General features: G+C 47.6%; 13 protein-coding genes. 7 read left to right on the top strand and 6 right to left on the bottom strand.

Annotation, left to right across the window (positions count from 1 at the left end):
- Nucleotides 1-41 precede the first annotated feature (41 nt).
- Together tsaD and DWY79_RS16885 are read left to right on the top strand one after the other, a co-directional pair.
- On the top strand, nucleotides 42-1,061 hold the full coding sequence (gene tsaD, locus DWY79_RS16890; RefSeq protein ID WP_005865403.1) for a tRNA (adenosine(37)-N6)-threonylcarbamoyltransferase complex transferase subunit TsaD: 1,020 nt from the start codon (nucleotides 42-44) through the stop codon (nucleotides 1,059-1,061).
- A 62-nt stretch (nucleotides 1,062-1,123) separates the two neighbouring features.
- Nucleotides 1,124-1,660: a CinA family protein gene (locus DWY79_RS16885; RefSeq protein WP_005865405.1), complete on the top strand. Its 537-nt coding sequence runs from the start codon at nucleotides 1,124-1,126 to the stop codon at nucleotides 1,658-1,660.
- A gap of 12 nt (nucleotides 1,661-1,672) precedes the next feature.
- On the opposite strand, the gene DWY79_RS16880 is transcribed toward DWY79_RS16885, so the two are convergent.
- The gene (locus DWY79_RS16880) at nucleotides 1,673-3,412 is read right to left on the bottom strand and encodes an SGNH/GDSL hydrolase family protein (RefSeq protein WP_121961306.1); all 1,740 of its coding nucleotides are present in this window, start codon (nucleotides 3,410-3,412) and stop codon (nucleotides 1,673-1,675) included.
- An 82-nt stretch (nucleotides 3,413-3,494) separates the two neighbouring features.
- On the opposite strand from DWY79_RS16880, the gene DWY79_RS16875 reads away from it, so the two are divergent.
- From DWY79_RS16875 to serS, 5 genes are all read left to right on the top strand, one after another.
- Nucleotides 3,495-5,486, top strand: a complete 1,992-nt coding sequence (locus DWY79_RS16875; protein ID WP_122369868.1) for a glycoside hydrolase family 97 protein — start codon at nucleotides 3,495-3,497, stop codon at nucleotides 5,484-5,486.
- Nucleotides 5,487-5,583: 97 nt separating this feature from the next.
- Nucleotides 5,584-6,606 (top strand): sensor histidine kinase, encoded by a 1,023-nt coding sequence (locus tag DWY79_RS16870; protein ID WP_122369866.1) that lies wholly within the window; start codon nucleotides 5,584-5,586, stop codon nucleotides 6,604-6,606.
- Complete coding sequence (locus tag DWY79_RS16865) at nucleotides 6,603-7,313, top strand: LytTR family DNA-binding domain-containing protein (RefSeq protein WP_005865412.1); 711 nt, start codon at nucleotides 6,603-6,605, stop codon at nucleotides 7,311-7,313. The genes DWY79_RS16870 and DWY79_RS16865 overlap by 4 nt, the downstream gene beginning before the upstream one ends.
- A 129-nt stretch (nucleotides 7,314-7,442) precedes the next feature.
- Nucleotides 7,443-7,982: an NlpC/P60 family protein gene (locus DWY79_RS16860; protein ID WP_122369864.1), complete on the top strand. Its 540-nt coding sequence runs from the start codon at nucleotides 7,443-7,445 to the stop codon at nucleotides 7,980-7,982.
- Nucleotides 7,983-8,029: 47 nt separating this feature from the next.
- The gene (serS, locus tag DWY79_RS16855) at nucleotides 8,030-9,304 is read left to right on the top strand and encodes a serine--tRNA ligase (protein ID WP_009276314.1); all 1,275 of its coding nucleotides are present in this window, start codon (nucleotides 8,030-8,032) and stop codon (nucleotides 9,302-9,304) included.
- A gap of 75 nt (nucleotides 9,305-9,379) precedes the next feature.
- On the opposite strand, the gene DWY79_RS16850 is transcribed toward serS, so the two are convergent.
- The 5 genes from DWY79_RS16850 to DWY79_RS16830 all read right to left on the bottom strand — a co-directional run bounded on the left by DWY79_RS16850 (nucleotide 9,380) and on the right by DWY79_RS16830 (nucleotide 14,607).
- Complete coding sequence (locus DWY79_RS16850) at nucleotides 9,380-11,848, bottom strand: DsrE/DsrF/DrsH-like family protein (protein ID WP_122369862.1); 2,469 nt, start codon at nucleotides 11,846-11,848, stop codon at nucleotides 9,380-9,382.
- Nucleotides 11,849-11,914: 66 nt separating this feature from the next.
- A complete protein-coding gene (locus DWY79_RS16845; RefSeq protein WP_005855716.1) occupies nucleotides 11,915-12,280 on the bottom strand; it encodes a MarR family winged helix-turn-helix transcriptional regulator in 366 nt (121 codons plus the stop codon).
- Nucleotides 12,281-12,423: 143 nt separating this feature from the next.
- On the bottom strand, nucleotides 12,424-13,401 hold the full coding sequence (locus DWY79_RS16840; protein ID WP_005855718.1) for a dihydroorotate dehydrogenase-like protein: 978 nt from the start codon (nucleotides 13,399-13,401) through the stop codon (nucleotides 12,424-12,426).
- A gap of 29 nt (nucleotides 13,402-13,430) precedes the next feature.
- A complete protein-coding gene (locus tag DWY79_RS16835) occupies nucleotides 13,431-14,099 on the bottom strand; it encodes a YggS family pyridoxal phosphate-dependent enzyme (protein WP_022193158.1) in 669 nt (222 codons plus the stop codon).
- A gap of 4 nt (nucleotides 14,100-14,103) precedes the next feature.
- Nucleotides 14,104-14,607 carry a DUF4494 domain-containing protein gene (locus DWY79_RS16830; protein ID WP_005855722.1) on the bottom strand — a complete coding sequence of 168 codons (504 nt, stop codon included), beginning with the start codon at nucleotides 14,605-14,607 and terminating at the stop codon, nucleotides 14,104-14,106.
- Between the last annotated feature and the right edge of the window lie 152 nt (nucleotides 14,608-14,759).

Raw genomic sequence — 14,759 nt, 5'->3', positions numbered from 1 at the left:
CGCGATAGATTTCGTTAATTCGCGGAAAAAAGAATGAAGATATGAGTATAACGATATTAGGAATCGAGTCTTCTTGCGATGACACTTCCTCTTCGGTGATCCGTGACGGCGTGATGCTGTCCAACGTAATAGCCAGTCAAGCCGTTCATGAGGCCTATGGCGGGGTTGTCCCCGAGTTGGCTTCCCGTGCCCATCAGCAGAATATTATTCCGGTAGTAGCCGAGGCCATCAAGCGTGCCGGCATCGATAAGTCCGAGTTGAGTGCCGTGGCGTTTACTCGTGGGCCGGGTTTGATGGGTTCTTTATTGGTCGGGACCTCGTTCGCCAAGGGGTTGGCCGCTTCCTTGGATATCCCGATGATCGAGGTCAATCACTTACAGGCTCACGTGTTGGCTCATTTTATCAAGGAGACTCCGGACGATGACCATGCTCCCTCGTTTCCTTTCCTTTGCTTGTTGGTTTCGGGCGGTAACTCGCAAATCATAAAGGTGAACGCTTATAATGATATGGAGGTGATCGGCCAGACGATCGACGACGCAGCGGGAGAGGCTTTCGACAAATGCGCCAAGGTGATGGGACTGGGTTATCCCGGTGGCCCAGTCGTGAATCGTTTGGCGAACGAGGGCAATCCGAATGCCTTTACGTTCAGTAAGCCGCATATCCCCGGATATGACTATAGCTTCAGTGGCCTGAAGACCTCCTTTTTATATACCTTGCGTGATCATTTGAAAGATGATCCGGATTTTATCGAGAAGAACAAGCGAGACCTATGCGCTTCCTTGCAAGCTACGGTAATCGATATCTTGATGAGTAAATTGCGTAAGGCGGCGAAGGATTTGCATATAAAGGAAGTAGCCGTCGCCGGAGGTGTATCGGCCAATTCCGGTTTGCGTGAGGCATTCTTGGATCACGCCAAACGTTATGGCTGGAAAGTGCATATCCCGAAGTTCTCGTTCACCACGGATAACGCCGCTATGGTAGCTATCACGGGATATTATAAGTATATGGATAAGGAGTTCTGTCCGATGGATGCCGCTCCTTTTTCTAGGGTTGTCTTATAGGAAAATAGTTTTACTATAGAGAAACAAAAGTTTCTTCTAGGGAAAACAAAAGTTTCTTCCTAATGAAACTATTGTTTTCCCATAATGAAACTCCTAGTATCATTATAACAATGGAAGTAGATGATTTACCAATAGAGTTAGAAGTAGCGGACGCACTCAAATCAGGACACCTGATGATGGGTACGGCAGAGAGTTGTACAGGCGGAAAGATCGCCAGCATGATAACCTCCATGGCGGGCAGCTCGGAATACTTCACCGGGGGCGTGGTAGCCTATTGCAACGAGGTGAAGCATCATGTGCTCGGTGTCTCCGAGGCGGACTTGAACACTTTCGGGGCCGTAAGCCAGCCGGTCGTGGAGCAGATGGCCCGTGGAACTATGCGGGTATTGGGATGTGATTGTGCCGTCGCTACCTCCGGGATCGCCGGGCCGGGAGGCGGGACTCCCTCGAAACCGGTAGGAACGGTCTGGATCGCCGCCGCTTATGAGGAAAGGATTCTCTCCGAGTGCTATCATTTCGGGGAGAATCCTCGTATGGAGAACATTCGCTTGTCGGCAGAGGCGGCGTTGCGTATGTTGCTCGGATTGATTCGTGAGTAAAGGGACTATCGCTTAATGGGCGATCTCGTCCACGATTTGTTTATAGCCTTCCTCGTTCGGGTGTAATCCGTCTGAGAATAAGGATTCGTTTATCTTGCCGTCTTCCTGAAGCAACTTCGTACCCGGGTTCTTGAACGTGTACCATCCGGTCTCGACCATTTGACGGATGCGGAGATTGAGATTCCTTACCCGTTCTTCTTGGTTGCGGCGGGGCAAGATGCCGATTACCTTGATCTTGGCCTCCGGCTGCCGTTGCTTGATGGCGGAAAGCAAGAAACGAATGCCTTCCACGATCTCGTTGTCATTGTTGATTCCGATGTTATTCGTGCCGATCATCAATACTACTTCCTCAGCCTTGTATCCATCCAATTCACCATGATAGACTCTCCAAAGTACGTTCTCGATACGGTCGAAACCATATCCGAGATTGTGGAATCCAGCCGGACGCATGATTTTCTCCCATGTTTCCATACCTCGCACGGACGGTCCTTTGGGCTCTCCTCCCCAGAAATGCGTGATGGAATTACCTAGGATCACCCGTCGAGGCGGGTTGCTTTGATTCAGCGAGAGAATATCCCGGTGACGTTTTTGCCATTCGTAATTATTGGGTTCCCGGCGCTGGGTGACAGGCTGTGTAGTGGAGAGATTACCTTCGGGGATGCGTAATATTTCCCGTACTTTCCGCTCTACGGCGTTCGCCTGTGTTTCCATGCCCCAGTCGGAAGGATGGACGTAATCTACCCAAGCGTCCGGGTGCGGTCCCAACTCTTCTCGTGTAAGGTAGTAGATATCTTTTATCCCTTGTGCCTGCAATTCCTCGAATGCTTTTTTAGCTCCTTCGTTCATGCGTGTATAATCTTGTAACTTCGTATCGTCAGCGAGTGCGTTGCTATATCCGGCATGCTCCACTAATAAGATCGGAGAGGAGTGGGTGGCACGTATTTGCTTGACTGCGTCCGATACGAGTTGCGTGATCTCATCTTTGCTCTTTGGCGTGAGGTTGGGCAGGCAGTCAAGGATATAAAGGCGTGCGTCTATCTCACAAATAAAATCCAATACCTCTTTCTCTAAACGTCCGTTACCGGAGAAGCCTAGGTTGATAAGCGGATATCCCAGAGAACGCTGCAAGATCGTGCCCCAAGTCATGCCCGGGCGAGAGGCGCATGCGCCTTGGGCGATCGAGGTTCCGTATAAAAGAATCGGTTTCTCGGGCGATACGGGGATAAACGTAAGCTCATCGTTTTCGGGCACGCCGATTTCCAACCACTTTATCGTATTATAAGGAGGCAGGTAGAGGCGGAACTCATAGCCCCTGTCATGATACATATCTTTGCCTATGTTCGTATAATGATATTGAAGCGTATCTCCGGAAGGATAACCGCCGAAATAAAATCTCCATTGGCCATCGCTATCGATACTATATAGATCTACACCGGATACGCCTGTCGTGGGCATATGTGGCATATTCAGCGGTCCACTTACTTGATAGCGTACTTTTAGTTCAGGGGCGTTGCTGAAAAAATGAATCGCCAACCCGGCGGAGTTGCGCGATAAATCCCAGACGGGTTTACGTACCTTGCCTTCGGCTCTTTGGGGAAGCCGAACGTAACGGTCTCCGATCTCTTCGGTCCATCCTTGGTTTTGTATGACAGGGAATCCACATTCGAGCGGGTTGAGCCATTTCCATTGTGCGTGAGCGGAGAGAACCGTGAAACATACGAGCGTTAAGAGGATTTTGTGAAGTCTCATCATTTCGGTATTATTTGTTTTTTGTTATGAATATGACAAAGATAATATATATTTGTATTCATAAACAAACTTAAATCAATAAACCATGAGTAAAAACATTCTATTTGCTTTTCTCTTTTTAATGGGCGCTATCCCGTCGATCGCCCAGAAGAATTACCAAGTCCAGTCTCCGAACCGGGATATAAAGGTGGAGGTTACGGTAGCCGATAAAGTCACTTTCGCTATCGTACAGGATCATTCGGAGGTGATGAATTCTACCGTATCTATGACTTTACAAGGAGGTGAGGTACTTGGTGCTAACCCGAAAGTCTTGAAAGTGACGAAGACCTCGGTAGACAAGGAAATACCCTCTCCGTTCTATAAGAAGGACGTAGTAAAGGATATCTATAATGAGATGCAAATCTCGTTCCGGGGAAACTACGGGCTGGTTTTTAGGGTGTATAACGATGGAGTCGCTTACCGTTTCACGACGAAAAGAAAGGAACCGATCGTTATCGCCGACGAGGAGGCCGTCTATAACTTCCCCTCGGATTATAAGACATTCACCGCTTACGTGAATAGTACGAAGCCGACGTTCGAGGAGCAATTCTTCAACTCCTTCGAGCAGCCCTACGTAAACGAGACGATCTCTAGCCTAAATGATAAACGCCTGAAGATCCTGCCTCTTTTGGTGGATCTGGGAGACGGTCGCAAGGTCTGTATCACGGAAGCCGATCTAGAGGATTTTCCCGGGATGTTCTTGAATAACGAGACGGGAAAAACTTCCTTGAAAGCGGTTCATGCGCCTTATCCGAAAGTGAAGGAGCAAGGCGGCCATAATCAGTTACAGATGTTGGTGAAAGAGCGTGAGAACTATATCGCCAAAACATCCGGAACCCGTTCTTTCCCTTGGCGTGCGTTTATAATCTCCCGGAATGATAAGGAGTTGGCCGATTGCGATATGGTCTACCGCCTGGCTTCTCCCTCCCGGGTAAACGATATCTCTTGGATCAAGCCGGGTAAGGTGGCTTGGGATTGGTGGAACGACTGGAATCTATACGGTGTGGATTTCCGTGCCGGAATCAATAATCCCACCTATAAATATTATATCGACTTCGCCGCCGAGCATGGCATCGAGTACGTAATCTTGGATGAGGGCTGGGCCGTGAACCTGCAAGCGGACATGATGCAAGTAATACCGGAGATCGATCTTCAAGAATTGGTGGATTACGGTAAGTTCAAGAATGTCGGAATTATCCTTTGGGCGGGTTATTGGGCTTTCGCCCGTGATATGGAGAATGTCGTGAAGCATTATTCGGATATGGGCGTGAAAGGCTTCAAGGTGGATTTCTTGGATCGTGACGATCAGGAAATGGTGAACTTTGTTTATGAGGCCTCCGAGGTATGCGCGAAATATAAGATGCTTGTGGATTTCCATGGTGTATTCAAGCCGACAGGTCTTCAACGGACCTATCCGAACGTATTGAACTATGAGGGTGTGAATGGCTTGGAGCAACTGAAATGGTCTCCCGAGTCTTACGATATGGTGACGTACGATGTCACGATCCCATTCATCCGTATGATCGCCGGCCCGATGGATTATACGCAAGGCGCTATGCGTAACGCCGTTAAAGGTAATTATCGCCCGGTAAACTCGGAGCCGATGAGCCAAGGAACCCGTTGCCGCCAGTTGGCTACTTACGTGATCTTCGAGTCTCCTTTCAATATGTTGTGCGATGCCCCGTCTAATTACAGGAGGGAAAAGGAATGTACGGAGTTTATCTCTAACATTCCCACTATCTGGGATGAGACGGTCTCATTAGATGGAAAGGTCTCCGAGTATGTAGCGATCGCCCGCCGTCATGGTAATGATTGGTATATCGGGGCATTGACCAACTGGACGCCGAGGGAGCTGGATTTAGACCTGTCTTTCTTGGGCGAAGGTGATTATACTTTGGAATTATTCAAGGATGGCATAAATGCCGATCGTGCTGCCCGTGATTATAAGAAAGAGGTAATCCCAGTCCCGACAGATCGCAAATTAAAGATCCGTATGGCTCCCGGTGGAGGCTATGCGGCTCGTATCCAGAAGCGATAATTCTTTTTCGTCTAAAGCGACCCTGCCACTCGTCGAATAAACGCTTGCGTTCATAGGCGCAGGCGTTAGATTCGCTTACTTTTATAAAAAACGTATTATGAAACTCACGAGGCAAGATTATATATTGGCGGGAGGACAGGCTTTATTGTGGATCACCTTATGGCTGATTCCTCCTGCGATCGATTTTTTCATACGCTTTAATCCGAGTTCGGCTTTCGAGGTGTGGAAGATTAATACGGGGTTCATTACTCCGTTGGCTATTGTTTTCACCGCTAATTTCTATGTATTGGTTCCCTATTTGCTTTATCGGGATCGGAAGATGCTCTTTGGGTTGATGAATTTGCTATTGATCACGGGGGCTAACCTATGGATATTTTCTCCTAAGGCGGATTTCCCGGACGAATGGCGTTCGGGAATGTATATGGTCGCTTTCGGAGCGTTCTTCTTACATTTGCTAGTGGTTGGATGTGCCGTGGGATTCCGTTATATCGTACGCTGGGGCGATATGCAGATGCGTTTGAAAGAGGAACGGCAGAAAAACGCCGAGGCGGAACTGGCTTGGCTGAAGAACCAGTTGAATCCGCATTTTCTCTTTAATACCTTGAATAATATATCCAGCTTGGTCCAGATAGACCAAGATACGGCGCAAGAAAGTATCGGGCAATTGAGCGATTTGCTGCGGTATACGCTCTATGAGTCGAACCATGAGCTGGTACCGGTGGAAGGCGAGATCGAGTTCATGAATAATTACATCGAGCTGATGAGGTTGCGCTGCAATGAACTGGCTACCGTGGAAGTGGATTTGCAAGTTCCGCCTAAACCGATGAGGATCGTACCGCTTTTGTTCATCTCTTTAATAGAGAACGCATTCAAGCATGGCGTGAATAGCCGTAAGTCGTCGTTCGTACGTATTCGTTTCAAGGCGGAAGGAGATGACCTTGTTTTTACCTGCGAGAATAGCGACCATCCGAAACCGGATGTGAACCGTAGCGGATCGGGGATCGGGTTGGAAAACCTGAGGCGTAGGCTGGATCTGGCTTATCCCGGTCGTTACCGATATGATCAGGAGCTCCGGGAAAATAGTTACTTTGTTCAAATAACACTTCGAGACTGCTTATGAAAACACTGACTTGCATGATCGTAGACGATGAGCCCTTGGCGGTGAAGATGCTGGAGGACTTCGTAAGCCGTACGCCTTATCTGAGGCTAGCGGCTTCCTTCAATGATCCGGTACTGGCACTCTCCACGTTGCGTGAGTCTTCGGTGGACGTGCTTTTCTTGGATATTCAGATGCCGGATCTGGACGGGCTGAACCTCTCCCGCATGGTGCCCCCCGGTACGAGGGTGATCTTCACGACCGCCTTTAAGGAGTATGCCTTTGATAGCTATGAGGTGAATGCCCTCGATTTCCTGCTGAAGCCCATCCGATACCATAAGTTTCTCGGAGCTGCGGAGAAGGCCCGCCAATGGTTTGAGATGAGTAGCGTGAAGGAGGAGAGAGGCAGCCTTTTCGTGCGGGTGGATAGCCAGTTGCGGCAGGTGGAAATCTCCCGGATATTATACGTGACGGGTTTGAAGGATTACGTGATGATCTATCTGGAAGGGGAGGCCCGTCCGCTTATCACCCACGTGACGATGAAGGCCATGGAAGAGATGCTGCCTTCCGGTCGCTTTATGCGGGTCCATCGTTCTTATATCGTGGCGTTGGATAAGATCCGCTCCGTCGACCGGAATAATTGCGTTTATATCGGGAAGGAGATTATCCACGTGACGGATGCCTACAAAGAGGCGTTCAACGCTTATCTGAAAGCTGCTCAACCTTCTTGAACTTGGATGCCCATTCAAAGCTCCTTGCGATGGGCATTCTAACGACCTTACAATGCCCATTGTAGGAACCTTATAATGGGCATTCTAAACTTTATGTGTATATTCGTGCCTTAATTAAGAGAAAACGATATGAAGAATAGCATTCCTTTAGGGTTTATCCGGATCTTTTTCCTGCTTATATGTCTGACCTCGTGCGGTAGCAAAAAACAACAAAAAGTAGCTTTGCCCGCCGATTTCAAGGGACCGAAGGAGTTGGCTCGCTTATATGGGGTACGTATCACACCGGAAGATAATATATTCTTGTACAACGAGGGGGCCCGTTGGTTGGGTGTACGTCATAAATTGGGAGGGAGCACGAAACGGGGCGTGGATTGCTCCGGTTTCGTATCGATCGTTTATCGGGAGGTATACGGAAAGCAGCTGGCTCGTTCCTCGGCGGATATGCTGAAGTATAATTGCAAGAAAGTGAGTCGTGCCAAATTGCAGGAAGGAGATCTGGTATTTTTCAAGACGGGCCGTGGCGGGAAGCGTGGCGTTCCGAATCACGTGGGGATTTACTTGAAAAATGGGCGCTTCATCCATACCAGTACTTCTAGCGGCGTGATGGTAAGTAGCCTTAGCGAACCTTATTATACAAGAACTTGGTTAACGGGTGGTCGGGTAAAATAAAATTACTAAATTCGCGTCTTAGAAAAACTATTAAACATAAATAGAATATGTTGACAATCAAATTAATCACTGAAAACACGGATGCCGTAATCCGTGGACTGGAAAAGAAACATTTTAAGGGTGCGAAAGAAAGCATCGATAAAGTGTTGGAATTGAATGATAAAAGACGTATCGCACAAAATCAATTAGATAAGAACCTAGCGGAGGTAAACGCAACCTCGAAGTCGATCGGACAATTAATGAAAGAGGGCAAGAAGGAAGAGGCGGAGGCCGCTAAGAAACATGTTTCCGAGATCAAGGAGGTGAGCAAGGCTTTGCAGGTTGAGATGGATCAGGCTGCCGAGGAGCTGCAGAACTTACTTTATACGATCCCGAACGTACCTTACGATGAGGTGCCCGAGGGTACCTCCGCCGAGGACAATGTGGTAGAGAAAATGGGAGGTATGGAAACGGAACTTCCGAAGAACGCTCTTCCGCACTGGGAATTGGCGAAGAAATATGATTTGATTGATTTCGATCTGGGTGTTAAGATCACGGGAGCAGGTTTCCCGGTCTATAAAGGACAGGGCGCTCGTTTGCAACGTGCGTTGATCAACTTCTTCTTGGATGAGGCCCGTGACGCCGGTTACTTGGAGATCATGCCGCCTACGGTGGTGAACTCGGCTTCCGGTTATGGTACGGGGCAGCTTCCGGATAAGGAGGGACAGATGTATCATTGCGAGGTAGACGACCTATATTTGATCCCGACGGCGGAGGTGCCCGTGACAAATATTTACCGGGATGTCATTCTGGATGAGAAGCAGTTACCGATCAAGAATTGCGCTTATACACAATGCTTCCGTCGTGAGGCAGGTTCTTATGGCAAGGATGTACGCGGTTTGAATCGTTTGCACGAATTTTCTAAGGTGGAGTTGGTTCGGATCGATAAACCGGAGCACTCTAAGCAATCTCACCAAGAGATGTTGAATCATGTGGAGGGATTACTTCAGAAGTTGGAGTTGCCGTATCGCATCCTTCGTCTTTGTGGGGGTGATATGAGTTTCACGGCTGCCCTTTGCTTTGACTTCGAGGTGTATTCCGAGGCACAACAACGCTGGTTGGAAGTTAGCTCCGTGTCCAACTTCGATACGTATCAAGCCAACCGCTTGAAATGCCGCTATCGTGACGAGAATAAGAAAACGCAACTTTGCCATACCTTGAATGGTAGTGCCTTGGCTTTGCCTCGCATCGTAGCCGCCTTATTGGAAAACAACCAAACCCCCGAAGGTATCCGCATCCCGAAAGCGTTGATCCCTTACACTGGGTTTGATATGATTAAATAAGCATCAGATCATTTATATAAAATATCCCAGCATTGTCCTTATTGTGGATATGCTGGGATATTTTTTTTGAATGAATTAGATGAATAAGTTTACGTTCGCGTCTTCCGCACGTTCCAGATAGGTGGCTACGCCTCCTAGGACAACGTTATCCATCAGTTCTTCTTTTTTGACGCCCATTACGTCCATACTCATCGTGCAGGCGATCATCTCGATACCATTCTCTACGGCTTGTGCCATAAGGCTTTCCAAGCTGTCGATCCGTTTCTTCCTCATGATAAGGCGCATCATCCAACTGCCGGCTCCACCCATATTCATTTTAGATAGTTTCAGCTTTTCGCTATTTGCCGGAAGCATCCAGCCAAACATCTTGCCGAAGATATCTTTTGATACGGCAGGTTTTTCCCGTTTCTTAATCACGTTAAGTCCCCAGAAAGTAAAGAACATAGTCACCTTCTTTCCGGTGGAGGCAGCCCCGTTCGCTATGACGAATGAGGCCAACGCCTTATCGAGGTCATCGCTGAAAACGATCAATGTCTTGTTGTCGGCACTATTACCACCTGTCGCTATTTTGCATTCAGCTTTTTTTTTTCGTACCGTGGCGGCGATCGTGCCTCCCTTATTTTCCAGAGAGACTAACTCTGCCCCGGTTATCTTGCACCATGAAGAGACATCTTTTCCGAAAGCCTGATCTGTTGCGGTGATTTCCAATGACTCATCTTCCCGCAAGTTCTCATAGTTCTTTTTCAACTGCATGATCGGTCCCGGACACATTAATCCGCAAGCGTCTACCTTAATCGCCGTAGCTGCCGGAGTCGATTTGCAAGAGCTACTTTTACCAGATGCCTTATCAGAAACAGCTTCGGACGAACAAGGTGCGCAGGCCGGCTCATTCTTGATCTTTGCTGTCGCTACACTCCAAGTCTTGTAACCACCGGATAGGTTTCGGACATTCGTGAAGCCATTTTGAGTCAGGATGCGATAAGCCAAATAGCCCCTTAATCCAACGGCGCAAGTCACTACGATCAGTTTATCCTTGGGCAGTTCCGCCAAATGTTCTCTTAACTCATCAACCGGGATATTGATGAAGCCGGGGATTGTCCCTAAGCTGTACTCGTCACGGGTACGGACATCGATACGTACGGTATCTGGCGATAAGTTCTGGATCTCTCTCCACTGGATCGCTTTCGCTTTTCCCGTAAGCAGGTTCTCCACTACGAACCCGGCCATATTTACAGGATCTTTAGCGGCTGAATAAGGAGGAGCATACGCATGTTCCAACTCCGTCAGGTCATAGACCGTACCTTTCCGCTGGATCACTTGCGCTAACATCTCGATCCGTTTGTCTACGCCTCCGAAACCTACGACTTGCGCCCCTAACAGTCGTCCGTCTTCCGGTGCGAACAATATCTTGATCGATAAAGGCACGGCTCCCGGGTAATATCCCGCATGCGAGGCTCCATGCGTATAGGAGGATTGATAAGCGATTCCTTCCCGTTTCAACAGCTTAGCGTTAGCTCCCGCCGTGGCGACCGTCAAGTCGAATACCTTGGCGATAGAGGTTCCCATCGTCCCGTCATAAGTTTCCTTATTGCCGGATACGATATTATCGGCTACGATACGTCCTTGCTTATTCGCTGGACCCGCCAATGGGATCAAGGCTGGTTTGCCTGTCACGAGGTGGCGTACTTCCACGGCATCTCCCAACGCATAAATATCCGGGTTCGAGGTCTGCATATATTCATTGACAGTGATACCGCCGAGTGCTCCGATCGTAAGTCCCGCTTCTTTGGCCAATCGGGTTTCCGGACGGACACCGATACTCAATAAAACCATATCCGCCGGGATCTGCTTCCCACTTTTCAAATGAACGGTCACGCCTCCGGAAATCTCCTCGAAACGAGATACGCCATCTTCCAGCATCAAGCCTACCTGCTTGCCGATCAATTGCTGATGTACGATAGCGGCCATGGAATAGTCGAGGGGTGCCATCACTTGGTTAGCCATTTCCACGACGGTGACGTGGATACCCAGCTCATGCAAATTCTCCGCCATCTCCAAGCCGATGAAACCACCCCCTACAACAACGGCGGTACGGGGCTTTTCCGTGTTCACGTAATTCTTGATCGTGTCCGTATCCGGCACGTTACGTAACGTGAATATCTTTTTATTCTCGATTCCTTCGATGCGTGGACGCAAAGGCTCCGCACCGGGAGAGAGCACTAGTTTATCGTAAGTCTCCGTGTAGGTTTCTCCTGTGCCGAGTTTCTTTACCTCCACTTGCTTGGATTCGGGAAGGAGTCGGGTTGCTTCCTGCTCCGTACGGATATCGATGCGGAATCGATCCGTGAAGCCTTTCACGGTTTGTACGAATAATTTATTCCGGTCGTTGATCGTGTCTCCTATATAATAAGGTAATCCACAGTTTGCGTAAGAAACATATTTTCCACGTTCGAAAAGGATGATTTCCGCTTTCTCGTCCATTCTACGCAGCCGGGCTGCTACGGTAGCTCCACCGGCTACACCTCCAATAATCAAATACTTCATATCTATTTTTATTTAATTTGTATTATACATATTTGTTAGTAGACAATAATTAGTTAAAAAAGGGATTCATCCCTTTTGTATGTATTCTTTGAGTTGATTGAACAGGCTGTCCATGTTTAGCTCGGCCTGCATCATCTGTTGTATTTTCTCTTTCCCTTTTGGGGTGAGCGAGAAAAACATTTGCCGCTTATCCTCTTTATTGATGTTCCTGCGGATAAACCCCTTGTTCTCGACAGAGGTGATCACCTTTGAGACCCGGGAGTTTGAAAGACCGATATAATCGCAAATCATTCCCGCCGACTTTGCCTCATTATCCTTTAAGCAACAAAGCAACATGGCCTCGTTGATGGTGATAGCATGTACTTCCGAGAAATTTTTCTCGAACTGGTACAGTATCTTATAGATATCCTTTATGGCGCAAATTGGTTCCATATTTCTTTATAACTTGTTTGATGATGCAAAGATATAACTATTTTCCAATAAAAATACTTTCTAGTAGAAAATAATTAAGACTATTGTATATTACCCTATAGTAGAGACAGGGCGTGCCCCGTCTCTACTACTAGGTATTTCTTTTAATCTCTGTTGGAGAAATATTTCATGAATTGTGAACGCTCATACATCGCCGGGTTCGGGATATTGGCGTAATTCAATTTGCCTTGGAATTGGGAAAGGGATTGGTAATGTGCCTGATGCATCCACTCTTCCACGCAAGTCAATACTTGGGAGATGATTTCCGCTCCATGTGTATAGACAGCGCTACACATCTGTACGGCGGAAGCGCCGGCCAATAGACATTTAACGACATCTTCCCAATCATGCACACCGGTAGAGGAAGCGATACTGATTCCCGGGATCTTTCCGGATACGATAGCCGTCCAGCGAATCGTGTCACTCAAATCGGAATGATTGCTAAATACATTACCCGAAACGATCTGCATATTATTAATGTCGATATCCGGCTGGTAGAAACGGTTGAATAGCACGACACCATCAGCACCGTTTACTTTCAACAAATTAACCAGCGAAGGAATATTGCTGTAATTCTTTCCGATCTTCATGATAACCGGAATCGATACGGTCTCTTTTACCTTGCGGATGATACTGACATACGTATCCCGGATACTCTCGAAATCTTCGGTCAGTTCGGTTTCCATGAAGAACACGTTCAATTCCAAAGCGTCCGCTCCCGCTAACTCAATTTGGCGGGCAAAGTCGATCCAAGCGTCCGCCTTATAGCAATTGATGCTGGCGATAATGGGGATCGTACATAATTCCTTGCTCTTCTTGATCAGTTCCAGATAATCATTTACTTGATTCGCTTTTACATAACCACGGATATAATCCGCCGCTTCGGGGTAATCGGAGTCTTGCATCAAAGCCTCGCTCTGCATCTCGATCTGCTCTTCGAAAAGAGATTTCAATACGATAGCTCCAGCACCTGCTTTCTCAAAATCCCTGTTACGTTCCGCCTTATTGGTGAGTCCGGAGCTCCCTACGATAATCGGATTGCGAAGTGTTAACCCCGCGTATTGGGTTTTAATGTCAATCATGTTGCCTATATTTAGATTTAATAATTACTTTAATATTCCCGTTCGCCAAAGATACTGGTACCCACCCGTATCAAGGTGCTTCCTTCTTGGATAGCGATCGGGTAATCGTGGCTCATCCCCATGGATATCTCCTTGAAATCGACATTATCTTTACAGAGCGTCTCTTTCAGTTCGATAAATAAATCATGGATCTTGCGGAATTCTTCCCGTATCAACCCCGTATCATCGGTATTGGTAGCCATGCCCATCAATCCGCAAATACGAATATGCTGGAATTCGGCCAAGGACTCGTCACGCAACAACTCCTTGCATTCCTCAGGACTGAGTCCGTGCTTGGATTCCTCTTGCGCCACATGGATCTCCAATAATACCCGGATCGTGCGGTCGTGTTTTTTCGCTTGTTTATTCACCTCAGCCAAAAGCTTCAAGGAGTCTATGCTATGGATCAAATGAATAAAAGGAGCGATATCTTTTACCTTATTGCTTTGTAACGGGCCGATAAAATGCCATTCGATATCCTCAGGTAGTACTTTTTGCTTGGCGCTCAGTTCCTGTGCCCTGCTTTCGCCAAACACCCGCTGTCCGGCGTTGTAAGCCTCCCATAGAGCCTCCACCGGGTGAAACTTAGAGACGGCAACCAACGTCACCCCTTGCGGGAGCGACGTTTTCAGTTGTACTATGTTTTGAGCGATACTCATGTTTTTATCCTCTTTGTTCAGCTTGTTGTTTTTGCTCCGCTATCAGTTCCTCGCCACTTTTCTTCTCGCCGGGAATACTGTTCGCGTCGAATGGGAATACATCCATCAACTGGGTTTCCGTTACCGAGGCGATGGTATAATCCGCCAATGTACCCTTCATTCCATCTTCCAATACGGCGATGGCCTCTTTCAGCGTAGTGGCTTGGGCAAGCATTTGTGCGGCGGTTTTCTTTTCCGCTCCGCTCTTCTCGTCCAACGTGATAAAATAAACCTTGATCTTATAGAACCGATCACCATTCTCGTTGAAGAATAATTCGGATAAACGAGCTCGTTTGATGTCTGTTACCGTGAATTCACCCGTGATGAAGGGGCGGATCTCCTCGATGATGCGAGCTTCCGCTTCCGTAAAAGACAGGGCATCTACCAAGTAAGGCTCGGTTACTTTTTTCTGCATGCCATTTTCCAGCATTTTCTCGTAAGAGACCTTACATTCAAACCAATTGTGCATATGCTTTACTTTTTAATTTAGTCTGTACTCTGTTTAAAACAACGTACAAATATAGTGGCTATTCGTCAATAAAACAACTTGCCGCAAAAGATATAATTTGTCAGGATGTCTAATTTCGCGTGTTTGTTTTCAGTTGGAATTTAAAATAGAGA

The organism is Parabacteroides sp. AF27-14 (assembly GCF_003635425.1).
GTDB lineage: Bacteria > Bacteroidota > Bacteroidia > Bacteroidales > Tannerellaceae > Parabacteroides > Parabacteroides distasonis.
This window is presented reverse-complemented; position numbering and strand designations above follow the sequence as displayed.

Excerpts from the sequence above, each read along its gene's own strand:
- DWY79_RS16835 (WP_022193158.1), bottom strand. The coding sequence starts at position 14,099 with ATGAGTATCGCTCAAAACATAGTACAACTGAAAACGTCGCTCCCGCAA.
- DWY79_RS16840 (WP_005855718.1), bottom strand. The coding sequence starts at position 13,401 with ATGATTGACATTAAAACCCAATACGCGGGGTTAACACTTCGCAATCCG.
- DWY79_RS16845 (WP_005855716.1), bottom strand. The coding sequence starts at position 12,280 with ATGGAACCAATTTGCGCCATAAAGGATATCTATAAGATACTGTACCAG.
- DWY79_RS16885 (WP_005865405.1), top strand. The coding sequence starts at position 1,124 with ATGAAACTATTGTTTTCCCATAATGAAACTCCTAGTATCATTATAACA.
- tsaD (WP_005865403.1), top strand. The coding sequence starts at position 42 with ATGAGTATAACGATATTAGGAATCGAGTCTTCTTGCGATGACACTTCC.
- DWY79_RS16830 (WP_005855722.1), bottom strand. The coding sequence starts at position 14,607 with ATGCACAATTGGTTTGAATGTAAGGTCTCTTACGAGAAAATGCTGGAA.
- DWY79_RS16860 (WP_122369864.1), top strand. The coding sequence starts at position 7,443 with ATGAAGAATAGCATTCCTTTAGGGTTTATCCGGATCTTTTTCCTGCTT.
- DWY79_RS16880 (WP_121961306.1), bottom strand. The coding sequence starts at position 3,412 with ATGATGAGACTTCACAAAATCCTCTTAACGCTCGTATGTTTCACGGTT.
- DWY79_RS16875 (WP_122369868.1), top strand. The coding sequence starts at position 3,495 with ATGAGTAAAAACATTCTATTTGCTTTTCTCTTTTTAATGGGCGCTATC.
- serS (WP_009276314.1), top strand. The coding sequence starts at position 8,030 with ATGTTGACAATCAAATTAATCACTGAAAACACGGATGCCGTAATCCGT.
- DWY79_RS16870 (WP_122369866.1), top strand. The coding sequence starts at position 5,584 with ATGAAACTCACGAGGCAAGATTATATATTGGCGGGAGGACAGGCTTTA.
- DWY79_RS16865 (WP_005865412.1), top strand. The coding sequence starts at position 6,603 with ATGAAAACACTGACTTGCATGATCGTAGACGATGAGCCCTTGGCGGTG.
- DWY79_RS16850 (WP_122369862.1), bottom strand. The coding sequence starts at position 11,848 with ATGAAGTATTTGATTATTGGAGGTGTAGCCGGTGGAGCTACCGTAGCA.